Annotated in this window: 11 protein-coding genes; 4 read left to right on the plus strand and 7 right to left on the minus strand. The window is 62.2% G+C overall.

Features of this window, described 5'->3' with window-relative positions:
- Nucleotides 1–50: 50 nt before the first annotated feature.
- Nucleotides 51–2387, minus strand: coding sequence for an aldehyde dehydrogenase family protein (locus tag ACP151_RS04725; protein WP_424977707.1), 2337 nt, complete (start codon nt 2385–2387; stop codon nt 51–53).
- A gap of 75 nt (nt 2388–2462) precedes the next feature.
- Nucleotides 2463–3452 carry a deoxyribose-phosphate aldolase gene (gene deoC / locus ACP151_RS04730; protein WP_424977708.1) on the minus strand — a complete coding sequence of 330 codons (990 nt, stop codon included), beginning with the start codon at nt 3450–3452 and terminating at the stop codon, nt 2463–2465.
- Nucleotides 3453–3697: 245 nt separating this feature from the next.
- Here deoC and mutL point away from each other — a divergent pair, with 245 nt between their 5' ends.
- The 4 genes from mutL to ACP151_RS04750 all read left to right on the plus strand — a co-directional run bounded on the left by mutL (nt 3698) and on the right by ACP151_RS04750 (nt 8792).
- Nucleotides 3698–5644: a DNA mismatch repair endonuclease MutL gene (gene mutL, locus ACP151_RS04735; protein WP_424977709.1), complete on the plus strand. Its 1947-nt coding sequence runs from the start codon at nt 3698–3700 to the stop codon at nt 5642–5644.
- A 31-nt stretch (nt 5645–5675) separates the two neighbouring features.
- Nucleotides 5676–7076 carry a DNA recombination protein RmuC gene (gene rmuC, locus ACP151_RS04740; protein WP_424977710.1) on the plus strand — a complete coding sequence of 467 codons (1401 nt, stop codon included), beginning with the start codon at nt 5676–5678 and terminating at the stop codon, nt 7074–7076.
- Complete coding sequence (locus ACP151_RS04745; protein WP_424977711.1) at nt 7077–8381, plus strand: adenylate/guanylate cyclase domain-containing protein; 1305 nt, start codon at nt 7077–7079, stop codon at nt 8379–8381. It begins immediately after the preceding gene.
- An 87-nt stretch (nt 8382–8468) separates the two neighbouring features.
- A complete protein-coding gene (locus tag ACP151_RS04750; RefSeq protein WP_424977712.1) occupies nt 8469–8792 on the plus strand; it encodes a DUF3775 domain-containing protein in 324 nt (107 codons plus the stop codon).
- 67 nt (nt 8793–8859) lie between these two features.
- Here ACP151_RS04750 and ACP151_RS04755 read toward each other — a convergent pair whose 3' ends face one another.
- The 5 genes from ACP151_RS04755 to ACP151_RS04775 are packed head-to-tail and all read right to left on the minus strand — an operon-like array spanning nt 8860 to nt 12614.
- The gene (locus tag ACP151_RS04755; RefSeq protein WP_424977713.1) at nt 8860–10002 is read right to left on the minus strand and encodes a saccharopine dehydrogenase family protein; all 1143 of its coding nucleotides are present in this window, start codon (nt 10000–10002) and stop codon (nt 8860–8862) included.
- A 12-nt stretch (nt 10003–10014) separates the two neighbouring features.
- Nucleotides 10015–10263, minus strand: a complete 249-nt coding sequence (locus tag ACP151_RS04760) for a SemiSWEET family sugar transporter (protein ID WP_424977714.1) — start codon at nt 10261–10263, stop codon at nt 10015–10017.
- Nucleotides 10263–11315: a saccharopine dehydrogenase gene (locus tag ACP151_RS04765; RefSeq protein ID WP_424977715.1), complete on the minus strand. Its 1053-nt coding sequence runs from the start codon at nt 11313–11315 to the stop codon at nt 10263–10265. Before ACP151_RS04765 ends, ACP151_RS04760 begins: the two co-directional genes overlap by 1 nt.
- An 11-nt stretch (nt 11316–11326) precedes the next feature.
- Nucleotides 11327–11941 carry a glutathione S-transferase family protein gene (locus ACP151_RS04770; RefSeq protein ID WP_424977716.1) on the minus strand — a complete coding sequence of 205 codons (615 nt, stop codon included), beginning with the start codon at nt 11939–11941 and terminating at the stop codon, nt 11327–11329.
- Nucleotides 11942–11963: 22 nt separating this feature from the next.
- Nucleotides 11964–12614 carry a histidine phosphatase family protein gene (locus tag ACP151_RS04775; protein WP_424977717.1) on the minus strand — a complete coding sequence of 217 codons (651 nt, stop codon included), beginning with the start codon at nt 12612–12614 and terminating at the stop codon, nt 11964–11966.
- Nucleotides 12615–12687 lie beyond the last annotated feature (73 nt).

Genomic DNA, 12687 nt, shown 5'->3' on the forward strand with positions numbered 1-12687 from the left:
AACGCCGCCCCAACTGGAACGGCGTTTGGTGTGTCAATGAACCTGCGGGGTTACTCGCCGTAGGGCACCCAGATGTTCTTGACCTCGGTGGCCTCCTGCAGGAAGCGCTTGGTCTGGTCCTGGGTCCAGTCCATCGCAGTTCTGTTGTTGACCCAGGTTCGCTTGAGATTGCCTGCGGATGCGGTCTCGATCTCTGCCGACAGATCTGAGGAGGAGAAGCTCCAGACGGCGTCCAGGTTCAGGTGCGAAGCCAGCGGTTTGGCCAGCTCTGCATGGCTGCCGGTCAGAATATTGACCACGCCTGCAGGCACGTCCGAGGTCTCCAGCACCTGATAGAAATCGGTGGCCGCCAGCGGGAAGGGTTCAGAAGCTGCCAGCACCACCCGATTGCCCATGGCAATGGCTGGCGCCATTGCGGAAACCAGACCCAGCAGCGGAGCTTCATCGGCACAGAGGGCGCCGATCACGCCGACCGGTTCCTTCATCGCCAACGCCACGCCGCGGATCGGAACGCCATGTACCTGCCCGTCGTATTTGTCGGCCCAGGCAGCGGCGGTGAACAGGCGCTGGATCGAGGTCTCAACCTCTGTCGCGCCGGTCTTTTTGCCGGTCATGGCGTTGATGCGCGCCGCAAATTCCTCTGCCCGGGCAGAGAGGTTCTCACCGATGTAATAGAGGATCTGCGCCCGTAGGTGGCCGGTCGTTCCAGACCACTTGCCTGCGCCTGCTGCAGCCTCAACCGCGTTGCGCAGGTCTTTGCGATTGGCAAGGCCAACGTGGCCCAGCAGTGCGCCGGATTTGCCGTGGATGGCCTGACTGTAGCCGCTGTCCGGACGGGTTTGCTTGCCGCCGATATACATCTTGGCGGTGCGGTCCAGCGGGTCCACAGATGCGCCGCTGCCTTCGAAGGCTTCGATCTTGACCTGCGGTTTGGCTTTGGTTTTGGGGCGGGTATAGGCGGCCAGGCCTTCCCAGCCGCCTTCGCGCCCGAAACCGCTTTCACGCACTCCGCCAAAACCGGCTGCGGCGTCGAACATATTGGTGCCGTTGATCCAGACCACGCCGGCAGCCAGTTTTGGTGCCATGTCGAGTGCAAGGTTCACGTTTTCGGTCCAGACCGTAGCGGCCAGACCGTAGCGGGTGTTGTTGGCCAGCTCCACCGCTTCGGCAGGGGTGCGGAAGGTGCAGGAAACCAGGACGGGGCCAAAGATTTCCTCCTGCATCAACGGATCGGCAGGGGTCAGACCTTCGATCAGCGTCGGTGGGTAGAAGCAGCCGCCTGTGGGCATTTCGACCTGGGCCTGATGCAGGGTGCCTGCGGTATTGGCAGCGACCATTTCGCTGATGGTGTTCAGCTGCACAGGGTCGACCACGGCGCCAATGTCGATGCATTTGTCGAGCGGATTGCCAATGCGCAAGCCATCCATGCGCGTTTTCAGCTTGCTGTGGAACCGCTCGGCAATGCCTTCCTGCACCAGAAGGCGCGAGCCTGCGCAGCAGACCTGGCCCTGATTGAACCAGATCGCATCGACCAGCCCTTCGATGGCTGAGTCAATATCAGCGTCGTCAAAGACGATGTAGGGGGATTTGCCACCCAGTTCCAGCGTCAGCGCCTTGCCGCTGCCCGCGGTGGCTTCGCGGATCCTGCGGCCAACAGTGGTAGAGCCGGTGAAGGCGATCTTGTCGACCTCCGCTGCGGTGATCATTTCACCCACGGCACCGTCGCCGGTTACGATGTTCACCACACCTTTTGGCAGGCCTGCCTGACGGCAGATGTCGGCAAACAGCAGTGCTGTAAGGGATGTGTATTCAGCGGGTTTCAGTACCACGGTGTTGCCCATGGCGATGGCTGGCGCGATCTTCCAGGCCAGCATCAACAGCGGGAAGTTCCAGGGGACGATCTGGCCGCAAACGCCCAGAGCCTCGGCGCCCGGCAGCTCGCTCTGCATCAATTGGGCCATGCCGGCGTGATAGTAGAAGTGCCGCTGCGCCAGGGGGATATCGATATCGCGGCTTTCGCGGATGGGCTTGCCGTTGTCCAGTGTTTCCAGCACCGCGAACAGGCGGGAATGCTTCTGTAGCAGCCGGGCAATGGCATAGAGGTGTTTGGCCCGGCCATGCCCGCCAAGCCCGCCCCAGGCGGTTTGCGCCTTGCGGGCGGCCTGGACGGCCGCGTCCACATCCGCTTGCGTAGCTTGGGTCAGAGTGGCCAGGACCTCGCCCGTTGCCGGGTTCTTGCTGTCGAACCCTTCGCCCGGGCTGGTGAACTCGCCATTGATGAAATGGCCGAAACGGCTGCCCTGATCGACCAGCCAGGCCAGTGCCTCAGCAGCGCTTTCGGGGGCGGGGCCGTAGTCCATGGTGTCGAAAATCTCTTTGATGGTCATTGCCATTCTTCCTTTCCCGGGGCGTCGCCCGTTCAGCGCTGAAATCGCTCCACTAAAGCGATTTCCGGGCGCGCCTCACCCCATCGCGTGGCGGTAGCCGGCGGAGTATGCCCCGGTGACATGGTGTTCCAGCTGGCGCTCAATGTCGTTCAGCAGCGAAGAAGCGCCAAAGCGGAACAGATCGGGCTGCAGCCAGCGGTCGCCCAGCTCATCCTTCATCAGCGACAGGTAAACAAGCGCGTCCTTGGCCTTGGAAATGCCGCCCGCGGGCTTGTAGCCGACGCGGTAGCCGGTGTGGTCATAATAGTCGCGGATGGCGCGGATCATCACCAGCGACACCGGCAGGGTGGCGTTGACGCTTTCCTTGCCGGTGGAAGTCTTGATGAAATCGGCGCCGGCCATCATGCAGACCAGCGAGGCACGCGCCACATTGCGCAAAGAGCCCAGCTCGCCGGTGGCCAGGATTGCCTTTACATGGGCGTCGCCGCAGGCCTGGCGAAAGGCTTTCATCTCGTCATAAAGCGCCTGCCAGTTGCCCTGAAGCACATGGCGGCGGGTGATCACGATGTCGATTTCCTCGGCCCCTGCTTTGACGCTTTCCTCAATCTCTGCCACCCGCAGGTGGAAAGGGGACAGGCCCGCCGGGAAGCCGGTGGAGACCGCAGCGACCGGAATGCCGGTGCCTTCCAGCGCCTTGACGGCGGTCGGGATCATGTCGTGGTAGACGCAGACCGCTCCGGTGGTGAGACCTTCCATATCCAGGCCGCGCAGAATTTCCGGGCTGACCGGCTGGCGCGCCTTGGCGCAGAGGCGGCGGACCCGGCCCTCGGTGTCGTCACCGGACAGGGTGGTGAGGTCGATCAGGCTGATCGCCTTCAACAGCCAGGCGGCCTGGTGGTCTTTCTTGACGCTGCGGCGGCCCGGCAGGGTGGCACAGCGGCGTTCGATGGCCGACGTATTGGCCTGCACGGCGGCGACCCAGTCCAGGTCCAGCTCCATGCCCGGATTGCGCGGCTCTGCCAGCTGCGGCAGCTGTGCGCTTCGTTCAGCGGTGTGGCTATCCATTGGAAATCCTCGGAAGAGTTCCGTGCGAAAATCGCACGGGTGCGGCATGTTGGCAAGCGAGCACCCCCGCAGGCGGGTATGTTTTTTGACTGAATGGACAAAAAATGTAAGCTGCCCGGCCTGAACCCGTACGGAACACCGCTGGGGCAGGGTTTGGTTGGGGGCATTTCCTGTTTAATGCTGCAGATGCAGGGCGGCTGCGCATTCCGGTGGCAGAATCGCCCATACATGCTAAATTTAGCGGTATGAGCAGTGCAGACCCCCATATCAGCGAAAAACCACAGGCAGAGGCGCGTCCCGTTATCCGCCAGCTGGATGACAGCGCCATCAACCGCATTGCGGCAGGCGAGGTTGTGGAGCGCCCGGCCTCGGCGGTCAAGGAACTGGTGGAAAATGCCATTGATGCCGGAGCAACCCGGGTCACGGTAGAGATTGCCGATGGCGGCAAGACGCTGATCCGGGTAACGGATGACGGCTGTGGCATGACCCCAGAGGACCTGCCGCTGGCGCTTAGCCGTCATGCAACTTCCAAGATCGACGGATCGGACCTGCTGAACATCCACACGTTTGGGTTTCGCGGCGAGGCGCTGCCAAGCTTGGGGGCTGTCGGACGGCTGACCATCACCAGCCGGGCAGCGGGCCATGAGGCGGCACAGATCCGGGTCTCGGGCGGCAGGCTGGAACCGGTGAAGCCTGCAGCCTTGCGGGCAGGCACCATCGTCGAGCTGCGTGATCTGTTTTTTGCAACGCCTGCGCGGCTCAAATTCATGCGCACGGATCGGGCCGAGACGCAGGCGATATCGGACACGGTGAAACGGCTGGCGATGGCGGAGCCTTCAGTGGGGTTCACCCTGCGGGACGTTTCTGGTGGCGGCGAGGGACGGGTGACATTTCGTGCCGATCCCTTGTCCGGCGATCTGTTCGATGCGCTGCACGGGCGTCTGGCCTCGGTGCTGGGGCGCGAGTTTGCCGAAAATGCGCTGAAGATCGACGCAGCGCGTGAGGGCATCCGGCTATATGGTTATGCGGCGCTGCCGACCTATTCGCGTGGTGCGGCGGTGGCCCAGTTTCTGTTCGTGAACACAAGGCCGGTGAAGGACAAGATGCTGACCGGCGCCTTGCGTGCGGCCTATTTCGATTTCCTCAGCCGGGACCGGCATCCAGCGGCGGCGCTGTTCATCGACTGTGACCCGCAACTGGTGGATGTGAACGTGCATCCGGCGAAATCCGAAGTGCGGTTCCGTGATCCGGGCCTGGCGCGCGGCCTGATCGTTTCCTCTCTGCGCCATGCGCTGGCAGAGGCGGGGCACCGGGCGTCAACCACCGTGGCAGGTGCCACGCTGGGAGCAATGAAGGCAGAGCAACCGACCGCAACCGGCACGCCGCGGGTCTATCAGATGGACCGGCCTTCGATCAGCGCGCGGACGGCATCCTTTGCCGGGCAGCGGCCAGAGGATTTTGTGCCTGCCCCCGCTTATCAGCCGCCGGAGACCCCCGGCTTTGCAGAAATGGCGGGTGCCTACAGCGGCCGGGTGACGGACACATCAGAGGTTGCGATAGCCCCGGGTCTGCCGTCGGATGCGCCAGAGGGGGCCGCGCCCGGGGCCGAAGCCCTGCCATTGGGGGCGGCGCGCGGGCAGGTGCATGAGAATTACATCATCGCCCAGACCGCCGACGGGATGGTCATTGTTGACCAGCACGCAGCACATGAGCGGCTGGTTTATGAGAAACTGAAACGCCAGATGGCGGAGAATGGCGTTGCCGCGCAGGCGCTTTTGATCCCTGAAATCGTTGAGCTCAGCGACAATGACTGCGCCTGCCTGCTGAGCATAGCGGATGAGTTGGCGAAATTCGGGCTGGGCATCGAAGCCTTTGGCGGCAATGCCGTGGCTGTGCGGGAAACTCCGGCGATCCTGGGCGAAGTCAACGCTGAAGCGATGATCAAGGACATCCTGGATGAGTTGTCGGACCAGGGGGAAAGCCAGCTGGTGCAAGCGAGGGTCGAGGCGATCCTGAGCCGGGTGGCCTGCCATGGTTCGATCCGGTCGGGGCGCCGGATGCGGGGCGAGGAGATGAATGCGCTGCTGCGCGAAATGGAGGCAACGCCCCATTCCGGCCAGTGCAACCATGGCCGCCCCACCTATGTGGAATTGAAACTGGCAGATATCGAGCGCCTGTTCGGGCGCACGTGAGCAAGAACCCCCGGTAAAGGGAGGACGAGCAGTGATTTTAGGGCAGGCTTTGACGCCGGATCAAACTTTGTGGGCCATGTACGGGCTGGCCGGACTGGTCGTGCTGCTGGCACTGGCCGGGTTGCGGCTTCGCGCAATGGCACGGCGGCTGGAGCAGGTGAATGCAGATCAGCGCAGCCATATTGCAGGATTGAAGGCTGAAGTCGCGCGGCTGCCGGAGCTGACGGACGAGCTGGCAACCCTGCGCCGAGTGCATGAGAACGAGCGCGCAGGCCGCTATCAGGCAGAGGCGCAAGTGCAGGCGCTAAGGGCGGAACATGCGGCGCGGCTGGAAGAGCTGAACCATATGAACCAGCAGATGGAGCACAAGTTCGCCGCTTTGGCCTCAGGCGTGCTGAAGCAGAATTCCGAGAGCTTTCTTAGCCTGGTCAGCGAACGCTTTCAGGCCCACAGCCAGCTGGCGGATGAGGATCTGGCAAAACGGCATGCTGCGATCGAAGGCTTGGTCAAGCCGCTGGATCAGAAACTGGGCCAGTTCGGCGAGCGGATCAAAGAGATCGAACAGGCGCGCAATGAGGCCTATGGCGCGATCCAGACACAGGTGAAGCATCTGGCGGAGGGGCAGGCGGCGCTGGGCGGCGAAACCCGCAAGCTGGTGCAGGCCCTGCGCGCGCCCAAGACACGCGGCCGCTGGGGCGAGATGCAGCTGCGCCAGGTGTTTGAGATGGCCGGCATGGCCGAGCATGTGGATTTCGAGCTGGAAAAAAGCGTTGATACGGACGACGGGCTGCGCCGCCCGGATGCAGTGGTCAATATTCCGGGGGGCAGAAGCATCGTGGTCGACGCGAAAACCCCGCTGGAGGGCTATTTGGATGCGCTGGAAGCCGAGGTTCCGGAACAGCAGCAGGCAGCCCTGGCCCGCCATGCCGGCCACGTCAAAACCCATGTGCGCCAGCTGGCATCGAAATCCTATCAAAGCACGTTGGCTGGCGCTCCCGATTTTGTGGTGATGTTTATCCCCGGCGAAACCTTTGTGTCCGCGGCGGTGGAAGCAGATGCAGGGCTTATCGAATATGCCTTTGAAAACAAGGTTCTGATCGCCACGCCGACCACTTTGATGGCGCTGCTAAAGTCTATTGCCTATGGCTGGCAGCAGGAACGGATGGCGGAAAACGCACTGGAAGTGCAGAAGTCCGCCAAGGAGCTTTATGACCGTTTGTCGACCTTTTCAAAGAACCTTGCATCTGTCGGGCGGTCGCTGTCCTCTTCTGTAAACAATTACAACAAGGCGGTTGGGTCGCTCGAATCGCGTGTGCTGCCGTCGGCCCGCCGGTTCGAAGCAATGGGGGTGGTTGCACAGGGGGCTGAGCTGGAAGATCCGGGGCAGGTCGAGGTCGAGCCGCGCCAGGTGGCGCTGCTGGCAGAAGAGTAGATGCGAGACCTTCTGCTGCAGCGTGACCGGTCTGTTCGGGAAACCGTCCTGCTGCGTGCAGCAGAGGTTGAGGCCGAGGGCATTGTGGCGCTGCTGCGGATCGCTGTGTCTGTCGGATTGCTGGCTGCGTTGGTTTTGGCCGTTGATGCGGTGCAGACCGTGGATCAACGCTATCTTTGGCACCAGATTGGTTTGGCAGCAGTGATGCTGCTGTCCTATATGGCGGTTGGTGTGCTGACATTTGCGGCGATCCGCAAGGAGGTGTTCCGGCGCTGGATGATCTGGGCTGCAGTGACTGCAGATTGCGTGTTCCTGTTCCTGAACACCTGGCTTTCGCTGGCGAATTCGGGCCTCCCGGGCGATCTGGCCTTTGCCATGCCCTCAGCCTGGATGGCACCGCTGGTGCTGGCATTCGGGGTCCTGCGGTTCAACCCCATGCTGCTTGGATATCAGGTGATGCTGGTGGCATCAGGATTCCTTTGGCTGATTTTCTGGGAACCGGTCCTGATCTCTGTGGAAGCAGCCGAACGTGTGCGCCTGGCGATGGAAACGCCGCCCAATCTGATCCGTGTTCTCATGGTGCTGCTGGCAGGATGTGTTCTGGTGGTCGCGGCCCTGCGGATGCGGAGGCTTTTGCACCGGTCGATCGAGGAGGCTCGGCAGAAGGCTAATCTGACCCGCTACTTGCCTGGGCAGCTGGCGGGCAGGCTGGCGTCCGGCGGGCTGGAAGCACTGCAGGAAGGTCGCCAGCAAGAGATGGCGGTCCTGTTCATCGACATTCGCGGCTTTACCAGTTGGTGCGAGGGGCGCGCGCCGCAGGACGTCAGCCGTCTGATCACTGAATTCAGACAGCGGGTGGAAGAGATCTCGGACCGGACCGAAGGTCTGATAGACAAGTATATCGGCGACGCTGCGATGCTTCTGTTTGAGGGCGACCGGGCGGCGGAACGATCGCTGGACTGTGCCGAGGGGCTGCTTGCGCATATGCATGACTGGCGCTGCTTGCGCGAACAGTCCGGAGATACAGGGCTGGGCGTAGGGATCGGTGTGCATTGGGGAGAGGTGTTTTCCGGCGTGACCGGCACGCCGGAGCGGCTGGAGTACTCAGTGTTTGGTGACACGGTGAACACAGCTGCGCGGCTGGAGCAATTGACCAAGGCGCAGGGGCTGGCATTGATCGTTTCTGCAGCTGTTCTGGAGGCGGCCGGAACAGAGCCCGCGCGCAGCGGTTGGACTGCGCTGCCGCCTGAGTTGTTGCGCGGGCGCCGCAGCGGGCTTGCCCTCTTTGGAAAGGCGCCGGGCTGAGTGTCCTGCCGTTTGCCTCAGATCAAAGACTTAGGTGTTTTGCCTGCTGTTTGATATGCTGAGGCAGCGAACGGAAGGAATGGAGCAATGCTGGAGATCTCAGTCCGCAAGGTGGCACAGGTGGCGATGATGGCCCGGGAGCTGGGCCGGGCTGAGGGCGAACTGCGGGCCTTTATCGACCGCATGGGGGAGGATCAGCAATCGGAACTGGTCGGCATCATGTGGGTCGGGCGCGGCAGTTTCGAGCCGGAGGAGCTGGGTGAAGCGATTTACACGGCCCGTCAGGAAGCCACGACGCCAACCGTCGACTACCTGCTGGGCACACCGCATCTGGCCGACAATCTGGAAGCCGGGCTGGACGCATTGGGAATTGATGTGAACGATGTCGAGGATGATGTGATCGGTCGCTGAGGCCGTAAGCACCATCCGTAAAAAAAGGGCGCCGCAATCGGGCGCCCTTGATCGTTGTCGACGGCAATCAGGCCTTGCTGTCGACAATCTCCAGATGCTGGGCCAGTTTGCCGATCTCAGCCATCCATTTTTCCACCAAAACCAGGTCGCCCGGCGCGGCATGCACACCAGTGGCGATCTTGTTGTTCATGGCGGCCTCGATGGCAAAGGAGACAGGATAGGAGACCAGACGCGCCATCGCGGTGCCACGCGCGTCACCCCAGGCGTCCATTACATAGGTCTTGTGCCAGACCTCGGCGCCGTCTTTCTCAGCCTTGAGGCCAACACAAAGCACGACGCGGTCCGGCTCGCCCTCGTCATAGGCGTTCTCGGCCCAGAACTGGTCGGACATTTCCTTAAGGCGGGCGTCGCCTTCGGGCCCGGCGAGTGTCTCGACTTCTTTGAACACATCCGCCCAGGCTTCGGTCCAGCCATTGAGGCGCAAGGTGCCGCGGACGAACTCCTTCACCTTCCAGTCCTCGCCGAATTCGTACTGGCCCATGAAGGGGATTGAGTCGCGGTTCGGGTAGACCTCGAAGCTTTCGGGCGCGGGCAGCGGTGCCTCGTAGGAGGAGATCGCATCCCACGGACGGGCCACATCCAGCTCCTTGAAATCGCGGATCGACTTTGACGGAGAACGCAGCGCCTTCAGCACGCCCAGCGGCGACCAGCTGAATTTGTAGCGGAACGGGTTCGGGGTTTTGGGGATGCCGCCGCAGTAGGAGATGAAACTGATTTCGTTGTCGGCGTCATAGGCATCCGACGTTTTGTAGTCCGCCACCAGCGCATGCGCCATCAGGTGGTCGATACCGGGGTCAAGGCCCACCTCATTGATCAGGCAGACGCCTGCATTCTTGGCTTTTTGATCCAGCGCGCGCATTTCCGGTGCGATGTAGGACGAGGAGACAAAATGCGCGCCGTGCTCAATCGCCAATTCCGCCAGTGGCACGTGCCAGTCGCCCGGCAGCATCGACACGATGACGTCCTGGGGGCTGAGCATCTGGCCAAGGTTGGCAATGCTGAAGGAATGGATGTTGGTGGTCAGATCGCCGACGGCCTCGCGCGCCTTGTCGGTGGTCCGGTTCCAGACCGCGACGTCGTGTCCGGCTTCCAGCAAGCGGCGTAGGCCGGGGATTGCCGACAGGCCGGTGCCGCACCAGTGAATAGTCATGAGAGTTCTCCCTTATCCGAATTTCAGTTTGGCCGCGACGATGCTGGTCACAATCATGATGGCACAGAAGTTTGCGAGAATAATTGGCCAGTCCCCAATCATGAGCCCATAGATGAACCAGAGCGAAACCGTCGCCAGGAACATCAGGTTGGCGGGCAGCGACAGTCCAGCCGTGTCCCGGCTGGCCCAGGCTTTCCAAGCTTGCGGCAGCCAGCAGACTGTGCCGAGAATGGCGGCGAAGAAACCGACATATTGCGCCATTACTTCGGCAGGTGCTCGAGGAAAGTGGCTCTGGCCCGGCCCCAGACGCCGTTGTCCAGATCGGTCAGAGTCTGCAGCGAGGGCAGCAACTGGGCTGCGTAATCTTCTGAGCTTTCGACCGGCAGCATCGACGGCAGGTTGTCGATTGCCATCACGTCCAGCACCGGGCTGTCTGCCACCCGCAGGGCCGGAGCCTCCCAGGTGGTGGCGCGGTCATAGACTGGAACCGGATTGTAATCGCTATCTGGGTCACAGGCGACATCGCCGATGGCGGTCAGTTGACGGTCCTCAGTCACTGCTTCACGGGAAACAAAAACCGGAGTGCCGGGACGGGCGAAGATGCAGTTCAGGAACAAGTCATGCTGCAGGATCTGGGGGAAAGGGCCGCCGCTTGCGGTTTCGGCCATATCCCATTTGGTAACCTGCACACCCATCGCCTCGCACAGATCGGCAGCGCCGGTGCCGACGCGGCCAAGCGCGCCGATCACGATGGCGGAGGGCCGGCTTTTGTTTAGGGCGTCCAGTTCTGCACCAAGCTCTGCCAGCAAAGTGTCCTTGCCGCCGTAGACGCCAACCGGGCCGCAAATTTCGCCGCGTTGCTGGGCTGCCCAGGTTTTCAGGGTGACCGCGGCGCCGGCATAGCCTGCCCAATAGCCAAAGGCGGCGACCCGGCGGCCGGCCTCGTCGACCAGATATTCCAGATCATAAAGCGTGCCGCCGCCCGCCTTGAACCGGTCCAAAAGCGCCTTGCCAGAGTGCTGACCCTTGTAGGCATGGCCGAACATGATGTGGCGGTGGGGCAGCGGAGTGCCGTCTTCCGGCAGCTCCTTCAGCCCAAAGATGATGGCTTCGGCAGGTGCCCCGGGCCAGGAGTTTTCAGGTGCGATTTCGCAGCCGGCATCGATGTATCCCTGCAGCGGGAGGGCTCGCACCGAGCTCTCCTCCACGGTGACCTTGATGCCGCCTGCCAGCAGCGCCTTTGCGCCTTCGGGCGTCAGGCCGACCCGGTCCTCATTGGGGCGCTGTTCGGCCCGTACCCACAGATGCGTCATCATCATGTCCTTTAAAGCATTCCCTTGGCATAGACACTGCGCACCGAATCGCGCTGTTCCATAGCTGTCATGAAGTTCTGGATTTTCGAGAAGTCCGCAACAGTCACCCCGTCGCCTTCCAGCCATGTGCAAACCACATAGAGGTAGCAATCGGCGAGGCTGACGTTTTCACCCAGGACAAAAGGCCCGCGCAGGCCATACTGGCTGAGGTAGACGCAGGACTCTGCCATGGTCTGCGGCACCATCTTTTGCATGTCTTTCCAGCTGGAGCGCTCCTTGGCCCAGCGGGCGCCGCGCAGTTTGTGGGCGTGATTTATGTGCATGGTGGAGGCGAGGTAAAACATGACCTCGCGCATCCGGGCCTGCAAAACCGGATCCTGCGGGCGCAGAGAAGTTTCGGGCGCCATATCGGCGACATACTCCAGCAGCGCGCCGGTCTCGGTCAGAATGCCGCCTTCAACTGCCAGCGCAGGAACCCGGCCTTTGGGGTTGATCTGGGCATAGGCTGGCCCGGACTGTTCCTTGGTGGCGAAGTCGAGCTTGACGGTTTCATACGTGACCCCGGCTTCCTCCAATGCGATGGCCACAGCCACTGAAATGGTTCTGGGGGCATAGTATAGCTGCATGTCTGTTCCTCGCGTCCGTGTGTCACAGATGTGTCTGGGCAAAATGGCGGTCCGGCGCTTCCAGATGCGGCACCGCATTGAACAAAACCGGGCTCCAGTGTCCGCCGATGGGGAACAGCCGGTGCATGGAGGTGTTCATGATAGCCAGCGTAACGCGTGCCGTGGCCGCAGTGTCCAGACCCATGGCCTGCCGCATCGCCACTGAGATCAGCCCGCCAGAGGTCACCACCAGCGCCGGGCCTTCACCTGCGGCGATCTCTGCCAGTACCTGCCGGGTGCGTGTTTCGAAGCTTTCCCAGCTTTCGTAGGGTTCTGCGATCTCCCCGGCGGCCCAGGCGGCAAAGACTTTGGGCAGATGCTCTACAAAACCCTCGCGCTCTTCTGGTATGGGCAGGCCGTGCTGGTCCCGCATGGCCTCAGCAAGCGTGAAATACTCCATTTCATTCAGGCGGGCGTCGCGGACAACATCCGCATAGCCGATTGATGCTGCGGTTTCGATATGGCGGTTGAGAGTTCCGCAATAGACGCGCGGATAGTGGCTGCCGCTGCCGCGTAGATGGTCGCCCAGCCAAACAGCCTGCTGGTGACCCAGATCGCTGAGGCAGTCATAGCTGGCCTCGTCCCGGGCGCCGGTATTGGCCTGGCCATGGCGGATCAGCGTGATGTGGGACATTGGCGGGCGGCTCCGTTGTTACCGGGCGAGTCTTAGAAGAGGATCCGGGCAGAGGTAAAGGGAGGGTTTGGGG

The organism is Leisingera sp. S232 (genome assembly GCF_049800895.1).
GTDB lineage: Bacteria > Pseudomonadota > Alphaproteobacteria > Rhodobacterales > Rhodobacteraceae > Leisingera.